Annotated in this window: 19 protein-coding genes; 13 read left to right on the top strand and 6 right to left on the bottom strand. The window is 62.5% G+C overall.

Annotated features, from left to right (window positions below):
• The first annotated feature begins 365 nt into the window (after positions 1-365).
• Entirely contained in the window at positions 366-1,694 is a 1,329-nt protein-coding gene (locus ABIB00_RS14210; protein WP_354104780.1) for an MFS transporter, read from the top strand.
• 64 nt (positions 1,695-1,758) lie between these two features.
• Here the strand turns inward: ABIB00_RS14210 and ABIB00_RS14215 are convergent, their stop codons facing one another.
• Positions 1,759-2,121: an SPW repeat protein gene (locus ABIB00_RS14215; RefSeq protein WP_354104781.1), complete on the bottom strand. Its 363-nt coding sequence runs from the start codon at positions 2,119-2,121 to the stop codon at positions 1,759-1,761.
• Positions 2,122-2,364: 243 nt separating this feature from the next.
• Here ABIB00_RS14215 and ABIB00_RS14220 point away from each other — a divergent pair, with 243 nt between their 5' ends.
• Together ABIB00_RS14220 and glnA are read left to right on the top strand one after the other, a co-directional pair.
• Positions 2,365-2,547, top strand: coding sequence for a hypothetical protein (locus ABIB00_RS14220; RefSeq protein WP_354104969.1), 183 nt, complete (start codon positions 2,365-2,367; stop codon positions 2,545-2,547).
• 126 nt (positions 2,548-2,673) lie between these two features.
• Positions 2,674-4,104 (top strand): type I glutamate--ammonia ligase, encoded by a 1,431-nt coding sequence (gene glnA / locus ABIB00_RS14225; protein WP_354104782.1) that lies wholly within the window; start codon positions 2,674-2,676, stop codon positions 4,102-4,104.
• A 258-nt stretch (positions 4,105-4,362) separates the two neighbouring features.
• On the opposite strand, the gene ABIB00_RS14230 is transcribed toward glnA, so the two are convergent.
• Positions 4,363-4,755 (bottom strand): nuclear transport factor 2 family protein, encoded by a 393-nt coding sequence (locus ABIB00_RS14230; protein ID WP_354104783.1) that lies wholly within the window; start codon positions 4,753-4,755, stop codon positions 4,363-4,365.
• 19 nt (positions 4,756-4,774) lie between these two features.
• A complete protein-coding gene (locus tag ABIB00_RS14235; protein WP_354104784.1) occupies positions 4,775-6,451 on the bottom strand; it encodes a glutamine--tRNA ligase/YqeY domain fusion protein in 1,677 nt (558 codons plus the stop codon).
• Positions 6,452-6,596: 145 nt separating this feature from the next.
• Between ABIB00_RS14235 and gltX the strand changes: the two genes are divergently transcribed.
• The 9 genes from gltX to ABIB00_RS14280 all read left to right on the top strand — a co-directional run bounded on the left by gltX (position 6,597) and on the right by ABIB00_RS14280 (position 18,760).
• A complete protein-coding gene (gltX, locus tag ABIB00_RS14240) occupies positions 6,597-8,024 on the top strand; it encodes a glutamate--tRNA ligase (protein WP_354104785.1) in 1,428 nt (475 codons plus the stop codon).
• A gap of 158 nt (positions 8,025-8,182) precedes the next feature.
• Entirely contained in the window at positions 8,183-9,487 is a 1,305-nt protein-coding gene (gene gltA, locus ABIB00_RS14245) for a citrate synthase (protein WP_354104786.1), read from the top strand.
• 284 nt (positions 9,488-9,771) lie between these two features.
• Positions 9,772-10,950, top strand: coding sequence for an ROK family transcriptional regulator (locus ABIB00_RS14250; protein WP_354104787.1), 1,179 nt, complete (start codon positions 9,772-9,774; stop codon positions 10,948-10,950).
• Positions 10,951-11,007: 57 nt separating this feature from the next.
• Positions 11,008-12,294: an ABC transporter substrate-binding protein gene (locus ABIB00_RS14255; RefSeq protein WP_247447383.1), complete on the top strand. Its 1,287-nt coding sequence runs from the start codon at positions 11,008-11,010 to the stop codon at positions 12,292-12,294.
• Between the two features lie 77 nt (positions 12,295-12,371).
• Positions 12,372-13,220: a carbohydrate ABC transporter permease gene (locus ABIB00_RS14260; RefSeq protein ID WP_456652016.1), complete on the top strand. Its 849-nt coding sequence runs from the start codon at positions 12,372-12,374 to the stop codon at positions 13,218-13,220.
• Positions 13,213-14,070, top strand: a complete 858-nt coding sequence (locus ABIB00_RS14265) for a carbohydrate ABC transporter permease (RefSeq protein WP_354049660.1) — start codon at positions 13,213-13,215, stop codon at positions 14,068-14,070. Before ABIB00_RS14260 ends, ABIB00_RS14265 begins: the two co-directional genes overlap by 8 nt.
• Before the next feature lie 10 nt (positions 14,071-14,080).
• Positions 14,081-15,190: an ABC transporter ATP-binding protein gene (locus ABIB00_RS14270; RefSeq protein ID WP_354104788.1), complete on the top strand. Its 1,110-nt coding sequence runs from the start codon at positions 14,081-14,083 to the stop codon at positions 15,188-15,190.
• Positions 15,187-15,954, top strand: coding sequence for an SDR family NAD(P)-dependent oxidoreductase (locus ABIB00_RS14275; protein WP_354104789.1), 768 nt, complete (start codon positions 15,187-15,189; stop codon positions 15,952-15,954). The genes ABIB00_RS14270 and ABIB00_RS14275 overlap by 4 nt, the downstream gene beginning before the upstream one ends.
• A 520-nt stretch (positions 15,955-16,474) precedes the next feature.
• Positions 16,475-18,760 carry a tetratricopeptide repeat protein gene (locus tag ABIB00_RS14280; RefSeq protein ID WP_354104790.1) on the top strand — a complete coding sequence of 762 codons (2,286 nt, stop codon included), beginning with the start codon at positions 16,475-16,477 and terminating at the stop codon, positions 18,758-18,760.
• Here the strand turns inward: ABIB00_RS14280 and lpxB are convergent.
• The 3 genes from lpxB to lpxA are packed head-to-tail and all read right to left on the bottom strand — an operon-like array spanning position 18,757 to position 21,609.
• Positions 18,757-19,941, bottom strand: a complete 1,185-nt coding sequence (gene lpxB / locus ABIB00_RS14285; protein ID WP_354104791.1) for a lipid-A-disaccharide synthase — start codon at positions 19,939-19,941, stop codon at positions 18,757-18,759. The two genes, ABIB00_RS14280 and lpxB, sit on opposite strands and share 4 nt — an antisense overlap.
• Complete coding sequence (locus ABIB00_RS14290) at positions 19,938-20,795, bottom strand: LpxI family protein (protein WP_247349474.1); 858 nt, start codon at positions 20,793-20,795, stop codon at positions 19,938-19,940. Before ABIB00_RS14290 ends, lpxB begins: the two co-directional genes overlap by 4 nt.
• A gap of 19 nt (positions 20,796-20,814) precedes the next feature.
• Positions 20,815-21,609, bottom strand: a complete 795-nt coding sequence (gene lpxA, locus ABIB00_RS14295; protein WP_247349245.1) for an acyl-ACP--UDP-N-acetylglucosamine O-acyltransferase — start codon at positions 21,607-21,609, stop codon at positions 20,815-20,817.
• 175 nt (positions 21,610-21,784) lie between these two features.
• Here lpxA and ABIB00_RS14300 point away from each other — a divergent pair, with 175 nt between their 5' ends.
• Positions 21,785-22,108 carry a KTSC domain-containing protein gene (locus tag ABIB00_RS14300; protein WP_354104792.1) on the top strand — a complete coding sequence of 108 codons (324 nt, stop codon included), beginning with the start codon at positions 21,785-21,787 and terminating at the stop codon, positions 22,106-22,108.
• Positions 22,109-22,115: the final 7 nt, after the last annotated feature.

Consider the following 22,115-nt stretch of genomic DNA (forward strand, 5'->3'; position numbering starts at 1 on the left):
CGCCCATTGGGCGTCAGTCAAAACGAATCGGTCCATCCCAAGCTTGAATCACAACCAAGCCCCGATGAGAATCCTGAATCCCAACAGACCCTAGGTCGATTGAGCCGAAAGTCTCATAAGACGCCAGCCCCGGCGGGATTACACTGCTTCTATGCCTCCCCGGCAGACGGGCAGGTCGTGATAGCTCGCGGTACCGAAGAGACCGCTGGAGCTCTTTCTCAGGTGGCTCAAGCGTCCCTGAGACCAGGCGGTGCGGACGCAACTCGCAATTCTCGCCTGTAGCGTCACGCACCAAGCGTACTCCGCGAGCAAATGGGTGCTGAAAGGCGCCAGGAGTAGCGTTTTGAATTTGATAGGAGCAGCACATGGCAGTTCAAGTACCGAGCGATTTTCGCCGCGTGATTGTTGCTGCGTCGGTGGGAAACGTTATCGAATGGTATGATTTCTATATCTTTGGCAGCCTGGCCGCAGTTCTGTCGGTCAAGTTCTTCGAGCAGTCCCACCCGGTTGCAGCCCTCCTCAGCACGATCGCGCTGTTCACTGCGGGCTTCCTGATCCGCCCGCTGGGAGCCTTCCTCTTTGGATGGATGGGCGACAGGGTCGGACGAAAGTATACGTTCCTCATCACGCTGAGTGGAATGGGACTGGGTACGGGGGCAATCGGGTTGATACCAACCTACCAGTCCATCGGTCTGACGGCGGCGTTCGTTCTGTTCGGCTTGCGCATGATCCAGGGTCTGTGCCTGGGCGGCGAATATGGGGGCGCCATCACCTATGTCGCGGAGCATGTGCCGGACGACAAGCGCGGCTACTACACCGGCTGGCTACAGACCTCACCGACTCTCGGCATCGTGGTGTCACTGGCCGTGATCGTCCTGACACGGACCTGGTTCGGCAATCAGGTCTTCGACGAATGGGCCTGGCGCGTTCCGTTCCTGGTGTCATTCCTGCTGGTGGCCATCGCGATCTACATTCGGCTCCAGCTCCAGGAGACGCCTATCTTCCAGGAGATCAGGGCGCGCGGGCAAATGACGACGAATCCGTGGAAGGAGGCCTTCCTCAGCTCCAACATCAAATACATCGGGATCGCGATCGTGGTCCTGATCGGACAGGGCGTGGTCTGGTACAGCGGCCAGTTCTGGGCGCTGTACTTCCTGCAGCAGGTCTCCAAGGTGGATGCGGTGACCTCGGCCTACATCGTGGGCGCCGCGCTGTTGATCGCAACACCGAGCCTGATCTTCTTCGGCTGGCTGTCGGATCAAATCGGCCGCAAGCCGGTGATCCTAGGCGGCATGCTGCTCGCCGCGATCACGTACTATCCGCTGTATCTGTGGCTGGGAACGGTCACGCAGCCCGGCAACATCAACTACCCGATCGCGATCTTCATCATCTTCATCCTCGTTTGCTACGTCGGGATGGTCTACGGGCCGGTTGGCGCATTCCTGGCGGAATACTTTCCGGCTAGGATCAGGTACACGTCGGTATCGGTGCCGTACCACATCGGCAACGGCTGGGGTGGCGGATTGGTGCCTTTCATCACGTCGGCAGCGTTCGCGGCGACCGGCAGCGTCGGCTACGCGCTGATCTACCCGATTGCGGTGCCAGCGGTGTGTTTCGTGCTCGCGCTCTTCCTGATGCCGGAGACGCGCAAGATCAGCATCTGGCAACCGATCGAGCCCAGAACCGCATCGTAACGTGATCACCTCTCCTCCGGCCGCCAGCCGATGGCGGTCGGAGAAGAGCCGGCAACCTCTCGTCTCAGCCGGCGCGGTGAGGCCAATGATCGTGCCACCAGGTACTGAAGTTGCGATCGGTCATCAATTCCCAGACAGCAAACAAGATCACCAATAGGCCCGACACTACGCTGCTGATCGTGGCCGATACGGGCTCATAGCCGACGGACCAAGGCGCCACCACCAGAGCCAGGCCCAGCAGCATTTCGCCCCATTCTTCCAGGTAGGACGGGATGACAAAGGCTTCCATGGCAAACAGCATGACGCCGAGCCCGAGTGCGATGGTGAACCAGACGGCTGCCCCGGATAAACCCAGGACAAAGGACGACAGGACCAGCCATACGCCCACCAACAGGCTGGCTGCGTCTTGCCAATGTTGGATGCGCATGATGCTCACCTCCCTTCTGGTACTTATGTGGGGACGCACCGATGAAAATCATCCGTCCGGCCTGCGTTGTGTTGCCGCGACTGCCGGTCAAGAACCGGCGTTCAATCCTGGCCGCCCGTGCCCTGGAAAGGGCCCTTGCGAGTGCGGCGCACCAGGATGCAGACTGTCGGAGCTTGACAGGTGTCAATGTCTACCGTTCTCGGCCCACCCAATTCGCGCCCGGAACAAGAGGGAGATGACGCCATGCGAGAAATGGAAATCCACGACTATGCGCGGCAGTTGCTGGAAGCCCATGGCCCCAAGGCCATCGCGGAGGCCGCTCAAAACGCCATCGACCTCGAGCAGAAGGGCGAGCTCGAATTGGCAAAAACCTGGCGGCACATCGAAGACGCGATGAAGCTGATGCGCGGGCCACTCCAAAGCTGACTGCCCGCGCGCGAAGCTTGCCTGACTGCGGCGACAAGGCCGAACGTGGACCACAGTCCGTCGCGAGCCGCTCGGTTGCGGCCGAACGGCAACGCGATCTCAGGACGCTGATCTGGGAGCGAAGCCATGGTTGCGAAATGTGCGACAGCCGAGGATCTCGTGAAGGCGATCAAGGACGACAACTTCCAGATGATCGATTTGCGGTTCACAGACCTGCCGGGGGCGTGGCAACATTTTTCCGTCCCGCCGAGCGCGGTGAGTGCCGATGCGCTCAATGAGGGCATTGGATTCGATGGCTCATCGATCCGCGGCTTCCAGGAGATCCAGGAAAGCGACATGCTGGTGGTCGCGGATCCGGCGACGGCCTTCGTCGACCCCTATAGTCAGGCAAAGACGCTGGTCCTCATCTGCAACATCAGAGACCCGGTGACCGGCCAATCCTATAGCCGGGATGCCCGCTACATCGCCCAGAAAGCCGAAACCTACCTCAAGGGCACCGGGCGCGCCGATACGAGCTATTTCGGCCCGGAAGCGGAGTTCTTCGTATTCGACGACGTGCGCTACGGACAGGGCATCAACTACGCGATGCACGAAATCAACTCCAGCGAAGGCAGCTGGAACACCGGCGCAGAGGAAGCGCCGAATCTAGGCCACAAACCGCGCCCGAAGGAGGGATACTTTCCCGTTCCTCCGACCGACAGCATGCAGGCGCTACGCACCGAAATGGTGCTGACGATGGAATCTCTGGGGATCCAGATCGAAGCCCATCACCATGAGGTCGCAACCGGCGGCCAAAACGAGATCGACATGCGCTTCACCACCCTCACCCGCATGGCCGACAACCTGATGATCTACAAATACGTGGTGAAGAACACCGCGCATCAGCACGGCAAGACCGCGACATTCATGCCGAAGCCGCTGTTCGAGGACAACGCTTCGGGCATGCACGTTCACCAATCGCTGTGGAACGGTGAGACCAATCTGTTCTACGACAAAGGTGACTACGCCGAGTTGAGCCAGCTCGGCCGCTACTACATCGGCGGGCTATTGGGCCACGCCTGGGCGTTGTGCGGGCTTTGCGCCCCCACCACGAACTCCTATCGGCGTCTGGTTCCGGGCTATGAAGCTCCGATCAACCTGGTCTATTCCCAGCGCAATCGCTCAGCCTGCTGCCGGATTCCGATGTATTCGCCAAATCCACGCGCAAAGCGCGTCGAGTTTCGTTCGCCAGATCCATCCTGCAATCCCTATCTGGCCTTTGCCGCGATGCTGATGGCTGGCCTTGACGGCATCGACAACCGGATCGACCCGGGCAGCCCGATCGACAAGAACCTGTACGACCTCCCGCCTGCGGAGGCGAAGGAGGTGAAGTCGACGCCGGGATCGCTGGATCAGGCACTTGACGCGCTCGAGCGCGATCACGCATTCCTGCTACGCGGCGATGTCTTCACCGCCGACGTGATCGAAACCTGGCTCGACTACAAGCGAAAGAAAGAGGTCGATCCTGTCCGGCTGCGCCCGCATCCCTACGAGTTCCATCTCTACTACGACATCTAGCCGACGGTGGCCGCGCAGTCGCAAAGCCCGCGGCGACCGCAGCGATCATCACGGCAAACGCGAACAGCTGGCTTCGCCGCAGCAGCAGGGCGCAAGCGAAGAAAGTAGATATTCATCGTCATTTCGGGGCGCGACGAAGTCGCGAGCTGTTATGCGCAATTGCGCATCTGAGAATCCATAGCCACCGATCGGGGTTATGGATTCCGGGCCTGGCCCTTCGGGCCATCCCGGAATGACGCAGCGAGCGGGCACAGCGGCCTATTGCTCGATCAGCGCGGTCTTTGAAGACACGTGATGGCTCGCGATCTTCCAGTCGCTGTCCTCGCGGACGATCACCCAGGTGATCTTGACCGAGAGCGGCGCGGCCTCCTCGCCGAAGTCAAACGAGGCGATACCTGCCATACTGATCACGTCAGGGACGACCGGCGCCGCCACCACCTCGGAGAAGCCGACGCGCGGTTTACGCCATCGCGGCAGGCCGTTGAAATAGTCCGCGACGCCGTCTCTGCCCCGGTAGAGTTTCGGGTTGGAGCCGAAGAAGAACGCGTTCTTCGCATAAAGCGATGACAGCGCCGCCGCATCGAGTGTGGCGAAGCCGGCGCGCCATTTCGCGATGATGGCGGATACGATGGCGTCGGCTTCGTTGCTCATTGTCGTCCCTCAACCCTCGTCATCCCTTGGCGACTTCCTTCGCGAACGTGTCGCGCAAACCGATGGTCCTGGAAAATACCGGCTTGCCGGGCGTCGAGTCCTTGTCGCGGATGAAATAGCCCTGGCGCTCGAACTGCATTGGCTCGGTGGAATTGCTCTCGGCAACCGATGCCTCGACTCGCGCATCAGCGAGAATCTCCAGCGACTGCGGATTGAGATCGGTAGCAAAATTCGAGGCGTCCGGGCTCGGGTTCGCAAAGAGCTGGTTGTAGATGCGGATTTCGGCCGGCTTCGACGCTGCCGCCGACAGCCAGTGCATGGTGGCCTTGACCTTGCGGCCGTCGGGCGCGTTGCCGCCCTTGGTCGCGGGATCGTAGGTGCAGCGCAGCTCCACCACCTCGCCGTTATCGTTCTTGATCACGCCGGTGCACTTGACGAAATAGGCGTAGCGCAGCCGCACCTCGTTGCCCGGCGACAGCCGAAAGAACTTTTTCGGCGGGTTCTCCATGAAATCGTCCTGCTCGATATAGAGCTCACGGCCGAACGTGATCTTGCGCGTGCCGGCGCTGGGATCATCGGGATGGTTGATCGCCTCGAGCTCCTCGACCTGCCCTTCCGGATAGTTCTCGATCACCACTTTCAGCGGCCGCAGCACCCCCATGCGCCGCTGCGACGTGCGGTTCAGCTCCTCGCGGATGCAAAACTCGAGCATGCCGACGTCGACGACGCTGTTGGCTTTGGCCACGCCGATGCGCTTGACGAATTCACGAAGGGCCGCCGGGGGCACGCCGCGGCGGCGCATCCCGGCCATGGTCGGCATGCGCGGATCGTCCCAGCCCGCGACATGGCCCTCGCGGACGAGCTGGGTCAGCACGCGCTTGGACAGCAGCGTGTAGGTCAGGTTCAGCCGCGCGAACTCGTACTGGTGCGGCTTCGACGGCACCGGCAGCTTCTCGATGAACCAGTCGTAGAGCGGCCGGTGATCTTCGAACTCCAGCGTGCAGATCGAGTGCGTGATGCCTTCGATGGCGTCCGACTGACCGTGGGCATAATCGTAGCTCGGATAGATGCTCCACTTGGTGCCGGTGCGCGGATGATGGGCATGCAGGATGCGGTACAGCACGGGGTCGCGCAGGTTGATGTTGCCCGCACCCATGTCGATCTTGGCCCGCAGCACGCGTGCGCCGTTCGGAAATTCGCCCGCCTTCATGCGGCGGAACAGGTCGAGGTTTTCATCCACGCTGCGATCGCGGAACGGCGAATTCTTGCCGGGCTCGGTCAGCGTGCCGCGCGCAAGGCGAATTTCCTCCTGGGTCTGGTCGTCGACATAGGCCAGCCCGTCGCGGATCAGCTGCTCCGCCCATTCATAAAGGCGCTCGAAATAGTCCGAGGCGAAGAACAGGTTCTTGCCCCAGTCGAAGCCGAGCCAGCGCACGTCGGCTTGGATGGAATCGATATATTCCTGCTCTTCCTTGACCGGATTGGTGTCGTCGAAGCGCAGATGGCAGCGGCCCGGAAACTCCTGGGCGATGCCAAAATTGAGCGCGATCGACTTGGCGTGGCCGATATGGAGATAACCGTTCGGCTCCGGCGGGAACCGGGTCACAATCTCCTTGTATTTGGCCTGATCGAGGTCGGCCTGGATGATGTCACGAATGAAATCGCGCCCAACCTCAGTCGCCACCGGTTCTGTCATTACGAAAATCCTGTAGGGAAATCAGCGGCCCTTCTGCCAAATTCGGGACGCTGAGCCAAGGCCTTAAGCGGTCCGCTGCCGGGCTTTAGTTATGCCCCGGTCCTGCTATATACCACCGCCTCCCAATGCATAGGCCCTGCCAAGAATGACCGATTCCGTCGTCACCCGCTTCGCTCCCTCGCCGACCGGCTTCCTCCATATCGGGGGCGCCCGCACGGCGTTGTTCAACTGGCTCTATGCGAAGAAGCACGGCGGCAAGATGTTGCTCCGGATCGAGGACACCGACCGGGAGCGCTCCACGGAGGCCGCGATCGGCGCCATCCTCGACGGCTTGAAATGGCTGGAGCTCGGCTGGGATGGCGACGTCATCTATCAGTTCAGCCGCGCCGCCCGCCACCGCGAGGTGGCCGAGCAGCTGCTCGCCGGCGGCAAGGCCTATCGCTGCTACGCCACCGCCGAGGAGCTCACCGCGATGCGCGAGAAGGCGCGCGCCGAAGGCCGCACCCGCCTCTATGACGGCCTGTGGCGCGACCGCGATCCGGCGACGGCTCCAAGCAACGTAAAGCCGACGATCCGGCTGCGCGCGCCGCAGACCGGCGAGACCGTGATCGAGGACCAGGTCCAGGGCCGCGTGGTTTGGCAGAACGAGAACCTCGACGACCTCGTGCTTTTGCGCGGCGACGGCAATCCGACCTACATGCTCGCGGTGGTGGTCGACGACCACGACATGGGCGTCACCCATGTCATCCGCGGCGACGACCATCTGATCAACGCGGCCCGCCAGAAGCAGATCTACGATGCGATGGGCTGGACGCTGCCGAGCATGTCCCACATCCCGCTGATCCACGGCCCGGACGGCTCAAAACTGTCGAAGCGCCATGGCGCGCTTGGCGTCGATGCCTACCGCGCCATGGGATATCTCCCGGCCGCACTCCGCAACTACCTCGTCCGGCTCGGCTGGAGCCATGGCGACCAGGAGATTTTCTCGACCGAGGAGATGGTCGCCGCGTTCGACCTCGCCAGCGTCGGCCGCGCCGCGGCGCGCTTCGATTTCGCCAAGCTGGAAAACCTCAACGGGCATTACATCCGCAATGCCGACGATCAATCACTCGTGAAGATGTTCGAGGACGTGCTCGACCACATCGTGCCCAACCGCGACGAGCTTAAGGCCAAGTTAAATGACACCACGCGCGCGCAGCTCTTGAAGGCCATGCCGGCCCTGAAGGAGCGCGCCAAGACGCTGATCGAGCTGATCGACAGCGCCTATTTCATCTTCGCCGACCGGCCGCTGGAGCTCGATCCGAAGGCGGCGGCGCTGCTGGCGCCGGAAAACCGCAAGCTGATCGGCCAGCTTCATTCCGCGCTGGAGAAAGTCGAGACGTGGAGCGGCGCCGCCACGGAAGCCGCGCTGCGTGCTTTTGCCGAGGAAAATAGTCTCAAGCTCGGCGCGGTCGCCCAGCCGCTGCGGGCGGCGCTGACCGGACGAACGACGTCGCCTGGTATATTCGAGGTTTTGGACGTCCTGGGACGCCAGGAGAGCCTGGGCCGGCTCAAGGACCAAGCGAAGGACTAGTCTACGACGTAAGTCGACCATGCGTGGCGCCATCTTGCAGCGCACACAGCAATAATATACCCATCTCACCCGTACCTTCTGGAACATCCGGCCTGCCCCAACATCTGCTTAGGGGCCTTCCGGGTCCGGCCCGTTTCACCATACATCGGGGACCTCTGATGGACGCAAAACCAAGCAATAAGACCGCCACACTGACGGTCGGAAACAAGAATTTCGATCTTCCGATCCACAGCGGCAGCGTCGGGCCTGATGTCATCGATATCGGCAAGCTCTATGGACAGTCCGGCCTGTTCACCTACGACCCGGGCTTCACCTCGACCGCGAGCTGCCAGTCCAAGATCACCTACATCGACGGCGACGCGGGCGTGCTGGAATACCGCGGCTATCCGATCGAGCAGCTCGCCGAGAACGGCGACTTCCTCGAGACCTGCTACCTCTTGCTCTTCGGGGAGCTGCCGACCGCCGCACAGAAGAAAGATTTCGACGACCGCGTGATCCATCACACGATGGTCCACGAGCAGATGGCCCGCTTCTTCCAGGGCTTCCGCCGCGACGCCCATCCGATGGCGATCATGGTGGCCGCGGTCGGCGCGCTCGCCGCGTTCTATCACGACTCAACCGACATCAACGATCCGAAGCAGCGCATGATCGCCTCCATGCGCATGATCGCCAAGATCCCGACGCTGGCTGCGATGGCCTACAAGTACACGGTCGGCCAGCCCTTCGTGTACCCGAAGAACTCGCTGAAGTTCGCCGAGAACTTCCTGCACATGTGTTTCGCCGTGCCTTGCGAGGACTACAAGATCAACCCGGTGCTGGCTGACGCGCTGGACAAGATCTTCATCCTGCACGCCGACCACGAGCAGAACGCTTCGACCTCGACGGTGCGTATCGCCGGCTCCTCCGGCGCCAACCCGTTCGCGTGCATCGCCGCCGGCATCGCCTGCCTGTGGGGCCCGGCGCATGGAGGCGCCAACGAAGCCGCGCTCGCGATGCTCGCCGAGATCGGCTCGGTCGACAACATTCCCGAGTTCATCGCCAAGGTGAAGGACAAGAACTCTGAAGTCCGCCTGATGGGCTTCGGTCACCGCGTCTACAAAAACTACGATCCGCGCGCCAAGATCATGCAGAAGATGTGTCACGCCGTGCTCAAGGAGACCGGCCATGGTGACGATCCGATGCTCAAGGTGGCGCTGGAACTGGAGCGGATCGCGCTCAGCGACCAGTACTTCATCGACCGCAAGCTCTACCCGAACGTCGATTTCTATTCGGGCATCACACTGAAGGCGATGGGCTTTCCGGTCTCGATGTTCACCGTGCTGTTCGCGGTCGCCCGCACCGTCGGCTGGATCAGCCAGTGGAGCGAGATGATCGAGGATCCGCAGCAGAAGATCGGCCGTCCGCGCCAGCTCTACACCGGCGTCACCAAGCGCGACTATGTCGCGATCAAGGATCGGAAGTAAGTCTTAGCCTCACGACGTTTGAAACGGCGCCATCGTCTGCGATGGCGCCGTTTTTGTTTGGCGCTCATCTTGGGGTGGGCAAAGCGGAGCGTGCCCACCATCTTTCCGCGACCGGCATAGAAAGCGTGGGCACCCTTCGCCTTGCCCACGCTACGAAACGGGTTGGACCGCTCCCCATCTTGCTGCCGCGCACAACAACAAGTCCATGCATCGAGCCGCAAGTGCCTTGACAGTTGAAGCGCTCCGCGCGCAAATCCTTACCCTAAGTAAGAATAACGACAGGGATGGAAATGCCGGAGCAGCCGAGAAGTCGGCGGCAGACGCGTGCTGCCATTTTGACTCATCTGCTTCAGTCGGGCGGCTCGTTTCGCCCGCCGCTGGCCAGGGCCGTGCGCCTGTCGGAAGCGAGCCTGTCGCGCATTCTGTTTGATCTCAAGGCCGAAGGCCTGATCGAGGAGGTGCGGCGCCCTGCCCCTTATGTCGGCGGCCCGACGGGCCTCGTGTCGCTCGACGGCTCGGTCGCGCTCGCGGCCTTCGAGCTGAGCACCCAGCGTCTCAGCGTCGGTGTTGGGGGCCTGTCGGGTGAGCTGCACTACACCGGACACGTGCCGCTACCGAAGACGCCGACCGTCGCGACCGTCGGCCGGGCGTTTGGCGAGGCGATGACATTGCTGCGCGACTGGACGCGGCGCCGGCGCATCCCCCTCGCGCAGATCGGCGTCTCCATTCCGGGCCTTGGCCGGTTGGGCGCATCGAGCAATCCGATCATTCCCTGCGACGTCGGGCGTATCAGCGAGATGCTCGGCGAGACGTTTGCCGGCGTGCCGGTCGAGTTCACCAATTCGGTGGTCGCGCACGCCATTTTTCACCGTTGCCGTACGGAGAATTATCCATTCAGCGGCGCGCATCTCTTCGTCTTCGTCGGCCAGGGCGTCGCGGGGACCTGGATGGACGATCCGGTCGAGGACGATGCGCTCCAGCCGGTCGAGCTCGGCCACATGGTGTTCGAGCCCGACGGACCGCGTTGCCGCTGTGGTCATCATGGCTGCGTCGAGGCCTATACGTCGCTTCCAGCCTTGGCCGAGCTTCTTGGCGTCGCGGAGGCCGAGTTGCTTCAACTCGGCAGCGAATGGGTGACCGCAATGCCGCTTTCGTCGCGCGTGCGGCAGGAGTTGCGCCGGCGGCTGTTCCGGCTTGGCCTCGCGATCGGCAACACGCTGAACGTGAAGCTATGCAACGGCGTCGCGATCAGCGGCTGGCCGTCGCTTCTCATCGAGGACGATCGCAACGCTCTCGTCGACGGGATCGACGCCTGCCTGTTGGGCGGTCGCAAGCATGCGCAAGTGTCGCTTGCTTTCGTGCCGCCGTCGAATGGCAATGATCCGCGGGCGGCGCTGGCATTCGCGGCGTTCTGCCTCGCTTGCCGCGGCGGCATGCCGGCCGCATCGACCGAGGCCGCCTGAGATACCTGATACCGCGCGGCTCTCGCGCGAAAGAGTTCACACCGGGAGGAACTTGCCATGCCGATCACGACAACAAGGCGCCGTCTGCTCGCTGGATCTGCTGCCGCGCTTGCGCTCCCGGCATTTGCCCGCGCGCAAGGCGCGGTCAAGCCGCGCCTGACTGCGATCTCACAATGGTCCGCAGGTAGCGACGGGGCGGCCATCACGGCGCTCGGCAAGAAATTCGAGGAGAAGGGCGGGATTTGGCAGCACTCGCCGGTCCCCGGATTCACCACCGAGATGATGAACAAGCTGCGCGCTCAGATCATGGCCGGCGATCCACCGGCCTGTTCGCAGCTCAAAGGTCCCGAGATTGCAGCCTGGTCGAAGATTGCCCCAACCGTCAATCTCGACGCCCTTGTTGCCGCCGCCGGCTACGAAAAGGTCGTCGCTCCAGACCTTGCACGATTGCATAAGCCGGGGGGCAAATGGATCGCACTGCCGCTGCAGATCTACAGCACCAACATGCTGTTTCTCTCCAAGCGCGCGATGGACAAAGCCAAGGCCGACAAGATCCCCGTCACATGGGCTGACTTCAACGACCTTGCCGAGAAGATGAAGGCGGGCGGTGTCGCCTATCCCATCGCCAACGGTGGTACGCGCCCGGACGATGGACAGAAATTCGAGGCCGCTCTGGCCGGCATCAGTCCCGCCTCATACCGCGCAGCCATCATGAATCTCGACAAGAAGGCCTTGGAGGGTCCCGAGATAAAGGCTGCCTTCGCACAGGTGCGCAAGATCGCCGACTGGATGGACCCGAACGTCGGCGCCCAGCACTTTTCGACCAACCTGAAGCGCTTTATCGACGGCGACATGGGCATGATGATCATGGGCGGCTGGGCGCAGGGCGTATTGCGCAATGCCGGTTTCAAGTTCGACGACTTCATCATCGCCCCGGGCCCGAGCGACAATTCCAAGCCGGTTTTCCTGTTGAATGCCGATGCCTTCATATTCTGGCAGCGCAAGGAGCCAGATCTGCAGGCGGGTCAGGCGCTGATGGCCCAACTCGTCATGGATCCAGCAATCCAGACGATGTATTCACAGATCACGGGATCGATACCCGTGCGCACAGATGTCGATCTTTCCGGTGAAGGCTGGTCGGACGGTCAACGGCGGACCGCAGCAGCCCTGAAAGACGCTATCGCCAGCAATCAAGCGGTCCTCAGTCTCGCGCACAACATGGCGCAGGAAAACGGCATGACCGCAGCGATGATCGACGTGATCACGGAGTATGTGAAGAACAAGACGGTTACACCGGAGCAGGCGGTCACCCGTCTTGCAGAGGCCGTCGAGGGCGCGCGTTGACCGACACCGTCTCTCCAGCGACGCGGCCGGGCCGGCCGGCGACCTCTGACCTGGTGCGCCGGCTGCCCGAATACCTGATGATCTGGGTGCCGCTGCTGCTGGCGGCGGGGCATCTCGTCTCGTTCTCGCTGTGGACGATCTGGGTATCGTTCACGCCCTCCACCCTTGTCCCAGTTTCGGGCTGGGTGGGTTTGCGCAACTACACGGCGGTCTTGTCGTCGCGGAACTGGCAGATCGCGTTCGACAACTTGCTGTTGTTTGGCTGCGCTTTCGTGGTGCTGAGCTTGATCACCGGCCTCATGCTCGCGATCCTTCTCGATCAGCGCATTCGCGGCGAGAACGTGCTGCGATCCATCTTCCTGTATCCCCTGGCGGTGTCGTTCGTCGTCACCGGCACGGTCTGGAGCTGGCTGCTCAATCCCGGCCTTGGTATCCAGAAGCTCGCTCACGACCTCGGCTGGACCTCGTTCCGGTTCGACTGGCTGCTAGACCGCGACATGGCGATCTGGACCATTGTCATCGCTGCGATCTGGCAATCTTCGGGCTTCGCCATGGCACTGTTTCTTGCCGGCCTTCGCTCCGTCGACGCGGACATCATCAAGGCCGCGCAGATCGATGGCGCCGGACCTATCCGAATCTATCGGCGGGTCATCTTGCCGACGCTATGGCCGATAACCATCACCGTCGCCGTGATCCAGCTGCAGTTCGCGATTTCGGCCTTCGACCTCGTCCGCGCTCTCACGAACGGCGGGCCCGGAATCGCGACCCAGCTGCCGGCACTCGTCGTCTACGATCTGATGTTCCAACGTGGCCAGCTCGGCCGGGGTGCGGCGGCGGCGGTGCTCATGTTGCTTATTCTTCTCGCGGTGCTGCTGCCGTATGCAGCGTGGCGTTATTTTGAGCGACGGCGGACGACCCATGCGTGATCGAGCCTTCGCACCAAGCCGAATGTTGATCTATCTGCTCGTTTTGGCGATCGCTGCAGCATGGCTCGCGCCATTGGCTGTTGTCGTGCTGAATTCGCTCCGTAGCAACGAGGAGATCGCACAGGCCTCGATGATCGGCTGGCCGAAACACTGGGCCTGGAGCAACTACGCCGTTGCCTGGGGAGGTTTCTGCGTCGCCGAGACCTGCGCCGGCCTCCGGCCGTACATGTTGAACTCCGCGCTCGTCACGATTCCCGCGACGATTTTCTCTACCCTGCTCGGTGCTATAGCCGGTTACGCCGTGTCGCTCTGGCGATTTCGCGGCGATAGCTGGATCTACGGCATCGTGACCCTTGGCCTCTTCCTTCCCCAGCAGATGCGCTTGCTTCCCTGGACCATCGTCTTGCGGGATATCGGTCTCATCAACACGCTGACGGGTCTCGTGCTGATTCACACGATCCAGGGGCTCTCCTTCACCACGCTGTTCTGCCGGAACTACTACGTCGCCATCCCACATGAACTGATCAGCGCCGCGCGCATCGATGGCGCCGGCTTCTTCCGCATTTTCTGGCGCATCATTCTGCCGCTCTCGTCTCCGATTCTGATCGTCACCGTGATCTGGCAGTTCACGCACATCTGGAACGAGTTCCTCTACGGCGTGACATTCACGACCGGCCAGCAACAGCCGGTCACGGCCGCTCTCATTGCGCTATCCGCCGCGATCGCGGACATCCCGCAGCATGGCGTACAGAGCGCGGCGGTGATCATCGCGGCGCTGCCCACTTTGTTGATCTATCTCCTCGGCGGCCGGTACTTCGTGCGCGGCCTGACCGCCGGGGCCGTGAAATGATGGGATTGTCATGGCAGCACTAAGCATTCGCTCCCTGTCGAAGCGCTACGCCAATCTGGAAGTGCTGAAGGGGATCGACCTCGACATCGAGAGCGGCGAGTTCACCGTGCTGGTCGGCCCGTCCGGTTGCGGCAAGTCGACGCTGCTCAACATCGTCGCCGGGCTCGACCGCCCGAGCGCAGGCACCGTGGAAATCGGCGGACGTGTCGTCAACGACATCCCGCCAAAAGACCGCGACATCGCCATGGTGTTCCAGTCCTATGCGCTCTATCCGTCGATGACGGTGCGCCAGAACATCACCTTCGGCATGGAATGCCGCCACGTACCGAAGGCTGAACAGGAGAAGGCACTGGCGAACGTAGCCCGCCTGCTCCAGATCGAGCCGCTGCTCGGCCGCAAGCCGTCGCAGCTCTCCGGCGGCCAACGCCAGCGCGTGGCGATGGGTCGGGCTCTGGTCCGCGATCCCCTGCTCTTCCTGTTCGACGAGCCGCTCTCCAATCTCGACGCCAAGCTGCGCGTCGAGATGCGGATGGAGATCAAGCGGCTGCATCAGCGCATCGGCGCCACCATCATCTATGTCACCCACGACCAGATCGAGGCGATGACGATGGCGACGCGCATCGCCGTGATGCACCGGGGCGTGGTGCAGCAGTTTGCCGACCCCGATACCGTGTATCGCTATCCCGCTAATCTGTTCGTGGCCCGTTTCATGGGCTCACCGCCGATGAACACGATGCCGGCTCGGCTCGAGGCCGATGCCGGCGGGCCTGTGGTCGTGATCGGCGCAGGAAGGCCGGACGAGGTCCGCCTCCGCCTTGGCCAATACGACGCGGCGGCACGCTTTGTCGGCCGTGACGTGGTGGTCGGAATCAGGCCGGAATGCATCGCCGAGGGCAATCGCGTGTTTTCCGGCGATGCGCCCGTCGTCGTCGACGCGCCGGTGGAAATGGTCGAGCCGACCGGAGCCGAAACGATAGTGCTGCTGCGGCTTGGCGGCGAGCCTGCGCTGGCGCGCATCACGCCGGATATCCGGCCCACGCCCGGGGCGACTGCCTCCTTCGCGCTCGACACGCGGCGCATTTGCCTGTTCGACCCCGAAACGGAGCGGCTGATCGCATGACCAGGACCACCTATTCCAGCCTTGCCGGCCGCGTGGTGTTGATCACCGGTGGCGCCAGCGGCATCGGTGCCGCCTTCGTGCGTGCCTTCGCAGCCCAGAAGGCACGCGTTGCCTTCTTCGACCTCGATGCGAGCGCCGGCGAAGCACTGGTCGCGGAAGTGGCGGCGGCGTCCGGCACCGCACCATTGTTCGTGCCGTGCGATCTCCTCGACATTGATGCCCTGCGCGGCGCCATGGCGCAGGTCCACGGATCGCTCGGCGATGCCGCGGTCCTCGTCAACAACGCCGCCAATGATAAGCGCCAGGTACTGGCCGAGGTGACGCCCGCCGAATTCGACTGGACGATCGGCGTCAACCTCAAGCACGTCTTCTTTGCGGCTCAAGCGGTGGTGCCGCAGATGCAGGCGCGCGGCGGCGGCTCGATCATCAACATGTCGTCGATTGCCTGGATGCGCGGCGCACCGGCGCTGCCGGTCTACGCTGCGGCAAAAGCCGCGATCGTCGGCTTCACCAACTCTCTGGCCCGGTCCGTCGGTCCCGACCGCATCCGCGTCAACGCAATAGCACCGGGAATGGTGATCACCGAGCGTCAGCGCCGACTGTGGTATCCGGACGACAAGGTGATCGCCGAGCTGCGCACGCGCCAGGCCATTCCCGACGCGGTGACGCCCGACGACATCGCCAATATGGCGCTATTCCTCGCCTCCGACGAGAGCCAGCGCATCACGCGCCAGTGTTTTCAGGTCGACGGCGGGATTGGCTAGCCGCTCCAGGCGAACTGTTCGTTGCAGCTCCTGCGACGCTTCATACCATCCTGCTAGGATCGAAACTGCTCATTGAAAATGCCATAAACCACATCTAAACTGTAGATAGAGTGCGACTAATCATTAGAACGACAGATTGAAACACAGCAGAATTTGCGCGGCATGAAAACCGTGGACTGACCAATACCATTGAAGCTGGATAAGCGCCGCCGGCGCGTGAGCCGGATGGGGAGCTGGATCGAGAACCAACCACGGGGATGCTCCATGGATACGCTTTGGCGGTTCTTTCTAGTCAAGAAGAATCGGGACGTCCTAGCTTGGCTCGGCGGGGGAGCCGTGGTCGCCATAGCGGGCCTATGGACAGCCTACGTCCAACTGCAACCCAAACAAGCCGCCCACGATGTTGCGCCTGTCTCCGCGAACTGCGGCAGCGTAGCGGCGGGCGGAAACATCAGCGGCGCCACCATCGTGATGAACGGACCGAAAGACTCAGATTGCAGCAGTAAGCAATGAGGCAGCAATGTTTCGTGGCACATTCGTCGTTGTAGCCATCACGCTTCTGATCGCGAACACCGTCCAAGCTCAGGTTCAGGCCAACTTTGGAAGTGTGGCGGCCGGCCGCGACATTGTAAATTCCGTGATCAACATCGGCGTCGATGATCTCGTCAAGAAATACAAGGAAGATGCCCAGGATCTGAAACAGAATAATGCAGACCTGAGGCAGAACAATGCAGACCTAAGGCAGTTCAACGCAGAACAAATCACCCGGCTCGCTGAACTTCAGAAGAAGCTCGATCTGAACGAACGACAAATTCGCTCGGCTCTCTTCATTTTGGGCGAAACAAACCTGTCACCGGACCAGCTCGCACCCACATTGGTGCAGATCGCCAGCCAATACAAACTGCTGAGAGACCAGGCCCTCACCAGGCCGACGGACTCTTCAGAGACCTCCACCCTGAAGAACGATGCCCGGAAGGCCATCGACGCCGGGGACCTAGCTGGGGCCGAGGCCCTGCTCGCCAAGGTCGAGGACCTCCAACGGGCAGCGTTGCTCAATGCGACCCGCAATCTCGCCGCCGATGTTGCTGAAACGGCTGCAAGCCGAGGCGAGGTCGCCATGACGCGGTTACGTTACGTCGAAGCCGCGACGCATTTTGCCTCCGCAGGCAACATGTATGCACCCGCATTCGACAGTCCCAAGGCGCTCGACTATCTCGAGCGCGAGGCCGATGCGCTCTATCTGCAGGGCGAAGAGTTCGGCGACGACAAGGCGCTGCACCAATCCATAGAGCGGCGCAGAGAGCTGCTGGAACGGCTGCCTCGCGACAAGATGGCTCGGGACTGGGCCCGCAACCAGCACAATCTTGGCCTGTCTCTTGACACGATTGCGCAACGCAGCAGTGGCGCCGAGCCCATCCTTCTCCAAAGCATTGAAGCTTACCGCGATGCCCTTCAGGTGATTACGCGAGACAAGTCTCCTCTCGACTGGGCCAACATACAAAGCAACCTGGGAAGCGCGCTCGCCCAACTCGGAGAGCGCTCTCCCGGGTCCGGGCGAATGGAGGAGGCGATCGCCGCCTACCAGGAAGCACTCAAGGAGTGCTCGCGAGAGAAGGCTCCGCTGCAGTGGGGCGGCATTCAGACAAATCTTGCGGCCGCCTATCTGAGGAATGCCGAAACCGAGAGCGGCACCGAGAGCTTCGAATTGGCCTTGAAGTCTTTCGATCTCGCTCTGCAGGAGGTTACCCGGGAGCGCGATCCGGCGGCCTGGGGGACGATCCAGAATGACCTAGGTTCGGCGCTGTCCAAATTGGCAACCCGGAATGGCGACCAGAAAATGCTCGCTTCCGCAATCGACGCGTATCGGGCTTCGCTAGCGGTCAAGACGAGGGAGCGATATCCTTACGACTGGGCGACGACGACCTATAATCTTGCTGGCACGCTGTCCGACCTTGCGAAGGACGACTCCGGGGTAAAGCTGCTCGACGAGGCGGCGATCTCCTATCGCGCAGCTCTCCAGGAGATCACGCAGGAACGATCCGGACTGGTCTGGGCAAGAGCCCAGACGAACCTGGGCAACGTACGGCTACGCCTGGGACGCTTGCGCCCAGGTACAGCCGACCTGGAAGCCGCGCTTGCGGCCTACACGGAGGCAACAAAGGAATGGACAATTGATAGTTCGCCTCTCGACTGGGCCATGGAACAGGACCACATCGGCGACGTCCTCTTCCTGCTTGCGATACGGACTTCGCAATCCCAGCGCTTCCAGGAAGCGGCCGATTCGTATCGACAGGCAATGGCAGTTAATCAGCGTGCCAACCGCATCTTCGACGCAGCCAGGAATCAAGCGGATTACTGTGTGGTGCTCTGGCTGGCGGGCGACCGAACCAGCGACGAGTCCAAGAAGTCGGAAGCACAGCAATCATGTCAGCGGGTGGTGCGTTTAGCGATGGCGGTTGCGAACGCGGGAGATCGGATGCCGGCAGCAACGAGATTTCAAGCGGCCAAGATTCTCGGTGACCTGACCTACAAATTCGTTTTCGTTCGTGACTACGACGAAGCTGTTCGCATAGCAGATTTTGTCATTCCTTCATTTCCCGAACTGAGCTGGGTGCAAATAAACAAGGCGCATGCCTTGATGCTGTCCGGGAAGACGCAGCAATCTCTTGAAATCTATCAGGGTCTCATCTCAGGTCCCGATGCAGCCGACTTCAAGCAATCGATCCGTACCGACTTTCAACAACTGCGCAGTCTTGGACTCAATGCTCCGCTCATGGAAACTGTCGAAAAGAACATCAAAGACTAGCCTGCCCGCCTGCCCTTGCGCATCGTCGCCAGCACGATGTCGGCGGCGAGCACGCTCGGCGGCTTGTTGCCGGTCGCCATGATCTGATCGAGCTGGACGAACGCTTCGACCTGCTGCTTGCGCAGCGGCGAATCCGTCAACAGCTCCGACAGCGCAGGCGCCAGCTTCTCCGGCGTGCACTCCTCCTGCAGAAACTCCGGGATGACATCCTTGCCGATCACGAGATTGGCGAGGATCACCGAGGAGACGCGGATCGCGCGGCGCAGGATGAAGGCTTCGATCACGCTGACGCGATAGGCCGTCACCATCGGAATGCCCGACAGCGCCAGCTCCAGCGTCACCGTGCCGGATTTCGCGAGCGCTGCATGCGCGATCCGGAAGGCGGCGCGCTTCTCGTTTTCACCAACCACGATCTGCGGCTTGACCGGCCAGTTCGCGATGCCTTCGCGGACGGTCGCTTCGAGATGCGGCGTGGTCGGCAGCATCAGTTCGAACGCGCGGCCTTCCGTCTGCAATCGGCCGAGCGTCGCGCCGAACACGTCAAGATGGTGCCGGATCTCGCTGCGGCGGCTGCCGGGCAGCACCAGCAAAACCGCCGGCTCGCCGTCGCGGCGCTTCTGCTCCTCCGCGTTCGGCCGCAGCGACGGCAGTTGCTCGATCAGGGGATGGCCGACATAGCTGCATGGCGGCCCGCCGAGCTTGCGATATTCCTCCGGCTCGAACGGCAACAGGCCGAGCACATGGTCGACATAGCCGAGCATGGTCCGCGCCCGTCCCGGCCGCCAGGCCCAGAGCTGCGGCGAGACGTAGTCGACGATCGGGATCGCCGGATTGCGCGCCCGCACGCGGCGGGCGACACGGTGGGTGAAATCGGGACTGTCGATGATGACGAGCGCGTCCGGCGCAGACTCGGTCACGGCCCCCACGGTCTCGCGGATCAGCCGCAGGATCTTTGGCAATTGCTGCACGACCGCGGCGAAACCGACGATCGAGAGCTGCTCGATCGGAAACAGCGTCTCGAGCCCCTCGCGGGCCATGGTGCGGCCGCCGACGCCTACGAACTGCACACCGTCGCCGAGCCGCTGGCGCAGCACCTTCATCAGGGCGCTGCCGAGCCGGTCGCCGGATTCCTCCGTGGCGATCAGGAAGATCTTGCGCGTGGGATCGCGGCCTTGCATCACGCCGGCAGGCCGATGACGAAGAGATATTTTGTGTCGGCGAACGCGATCATCGCCTGCGGCTCGGCGGCGATAGTATTGCCGGCGACGACGGCAATGCCGGCGAGCCCCGCGACGGCGACGCCCTCGAGGGTGCGCGGGCCGATCGTCGGCAGGTCGAAGCGCAAATCCTGCCCGCTCTTTGGGACCTTCACCAGCACGCCGCGCCCGGTGGCGGCGCGGATGCGGCCCTCTTCGCGCAGGCGCGCCACGCGCGCGAGCAGCGCATCGGTGCCCTCGATATCCTCGACCGCCACCACATGGCCGTCGATCACGACCGCGGCCTGGCCGATGTCGAACGGACCGAGCGCGGTCAGCACCGCGCGTCCGCGCTCGATGTCGGTCTTGCCGGTGTCGCTCGGCCAGGCGCGGCTGATGCAGCCCTCGGGCATCAGCAGGTCGGGCGCGACATCCCGAATCCCGACCATGCGAAAGCCGCCCTGCTCGAGAATGCGCCCGACGCCGGACAACAAATGATCGTCGCCGCCGCGGAAGGCGCGGATGACATTGCCGAGCAGCCGGAGCGTTGTGAAGTCGACCCGGACCTCCGAGAGCGAAGGCCGTACCAGCGTGCCGATGAAGATCAGGTCCCGGCAGCCTTCTTCGCGAAACAGCCGCATGGCGCGGCCAAGCTGGCCAACCGAAATCCAGCGGTGACGGAATTTCTCCACTCGCGCCGGATCGCAGGCCCCCCGAAGGGGAAACAGCACCGGTGTGATGCCGCGGGCGGCGAGCGAGTCGGCAACCGCGAACGGCATCGCGCCGCCGCCTGCGATCACGCCGACCGGCGATGAAATCTCCGAAGCCGCCGATGTCATGCCCGCGGCCATTCCATCATCACTTCGCGATGGCGGGAAGACAGAGCGGGCGATGCTTGCCCTTGCCGATGAAGTCGAGGATTTCGGCGATCGCCGGATCTTCACCGGCGAGCGGCCGCGCCGTCTCCAAGCGTTCGGCAAAGGTGCCGGGCCCATGGAAGAGTTTCTGGTAAAACGCGCGCACGGTCGCAAGCCGCTGCTTGGTAAACTTGCGCCGCTTCATGCCGATCAGGTTGAGGCCTTCCAGCGCCGCATACTGGCCGTTGACCAGCCCGAACGGAATGACGTCGTCGCGCACGCCGCACACGCCGCCGACCATCACCTGCGGGCCGATGCGCGTGAACTGATGCACCGCGGACAGACCGCCGATGAAGACGAAATCACCAATCTCGCAATGACCGCCGAGCGTCGCCGAGGTGGCGAAGATCACGTCGTTGCCGACATGGCAGTCGTGGCCGACATGGCTGCAATTCATGAAATAGTTGCGGTCGCCGACCTCTGTGATTCCGCCGCCTGTGACGGTGCCGGCGTTCATGGTCACGGATTCGCGGATGGTGCAGCCCGAGCCAATCTTGAGCTTCGTCAATTCGCCGCGATAGCTGAGCGATTGCGGCGGCGTGCCGAGCGAGGCGAAGGGATAGATGGTGCAATCGTCGCCGATCGTGGTTTGCGCGGTGATATGCACATGTCCGATCAGCTTGCAGTTCGCGCCGATCACGACATTGGCGCCGATGATGCAATAAGGTCCGATCTCGGTGCCCTCGCCGATCACGGCGCCGTCCTCGACCCGTGCGGTGGGATCAATCTTGCTCATCAAGCAATCAAACTCGTCAAGAAGGGCTGGTTATGCGTTGAAGTCATTCGATTTTCCGGTGGTTAGCGCGACTATGCCCGATCTGTCTAGTGACGTATCATCTCGCCGTGTTTCAAGTGCCGGATGAGGCAACCTTCCCGGCTCATCAACAAGTTCACACGGAGCTTCAGCTGTCGTGGTCAGGGCCCTGACACTTCTGCTCGCACAGCTCGCGGCCGCACCGATCGTCTCCGAGACCGTCGAGACCGGCGAACTTCGCCCCATCGACCTCGCGACGTTCGAATGCCGCGACATCAGCCGCAGCACCGTGCTTCAGCGCGTCTGCTACGACCGGGCGCAGCAGAACCTCGTAGTCGCGGTCGACGGCAGGTATGACCGCTATTGCGCCGTCGCGGCCGAGACGGTCGACAGCCTCCTGGGCGCTCCGTCCATGGGACAGTTCTTCAACCGGAATATCAAGCGCGAGGCAGCCGGCAGCCGCTACGACTGCCGCGCATGAACCGGAC

Origin of the sequence: Bradyrhizobium sp. LB14.3, from assembly GCF_040547985.1 — a bacterium.
In the GTDB taxonomy this organism is placed as follows: domain Bacteria; phylum Pseudomonadota; class Alphaproteobacteria; order Rhizobiales; family Xanthobacteraceae; genus Bradyrhizobium.

Coding starts and splice junctions, on each gene's coding strand:
- ABIB00_RS14210 (WP_354104780.1), top strand. CDS start 366: ATGGCAGTTCAAGTACCGAGCGATTTTCGCCGCGTGATTGTTGCTGCG.
- ABIB00_RS14215 (WP_354104781.1), bottom strand. CDS start 2,121: ATGCGCATCCAACATTGGCAAGACGCAGCCAGCCTGTTGGTGGGCGTA.
- ABIB00_RS14220 (WP_354104969.1), top strand. CDS start 2,365: ATGCGAGAAATGGAAATCCACGACTATGCGCGGCAGTTGCTGGAAGCC.
- glnA (WP_354104782.1), top strand. CDS start 2,674: ATGGTTGCGAAATGTGCGACAGCCGAGGATCTCGTGAAGGCGATCAAG.
- ABIB00_RS14230 (WP_354104783.1), bottom strand. CDS start 4,755: ATGAGCAACGAAGCCGACGCCATCGTATCCGCCATCATCGCGAAATGG.
- ABIB00_RS14235 (WP_354104784.1), bottom strand. CDS start 6,451: ATGACAGAACCGGTGGCGACTGAGGTTGGGCGCGATTTCATTCGTGAC.
- gltX (WP_354104785.1), top strand. CDS start 6,597: ATGACCGATTCCGTCGTCACCCGCTTCGCTCCCTCGCCGACCGGCTTC.
- gltA (WP_354104786.1), top strand. CDS start 8,183: ATGGACGCAAAACCAAGCAATAAGACCGCCACACTGACGGTCGGAAAC.
- ABIB00_RS14250 (WP_354104787.1), top strand. CDS start 9,772: ATGGAAATGCCGGAGCAGCCGAGAAGTCGGCGGCAGACGCGTGCTGCC.
- ABIB00_RS14255 (WP_247447383.1), top strand. CDS start 11,008: ATGCCGATCACGACAACAAGGCGCCGTCTGCTCGCTGGATCTGCTGCC.
- ABIB00_RS14260 (WP_456652016.1), top strand. CDS start 12,372: ATGATCTGGGTGCCGCTGCTGCTGGCGGCGGGGCATCTCGTCTCGTTC.
- ABIB00_RS14265 (WP_354049660.1), top strand. CDS start 13,213: ATGCGTGATCGAGCCTTCGCACCAAGCCGAATGTTGATCTATCTGCTC.
- ABIB00_RS14270 (WP_354104788.1), top strand. CDS start 14,081: ATGGCAGCACTAAGCATTCGCTCCCTGTCGAAGCGCTACGCCAATCTG.
- ABIB00_RS14275 (WP_354104789.1), top strand. CDS start 15,187: ATGACCAGGACCACCTATTCCAGCCTTGCCGGCCGCGTGGTGTTGATC.
- ABIB00_RS14280 (WP_354104790.1), top strand. CDS start 16,475: ATGTTTCGTGGCACATTCGTCGTTGTAGCCATCACGCTTCTGATCGCG.
- ABIB00_RS14290 (WP_247349474.1), bottom strand. CDS start 20,795: ATGACATCGGCGGCTTCGGAGATTTCATCGCCGGTCGGCGTGATCGCA.
- lpxA (WP_247349245.1), bottom strand. CDS start 21,609: ATGAGCAAGATTGATCCCACCGCACGGGTCGAGGACGGCGCCGTGATC.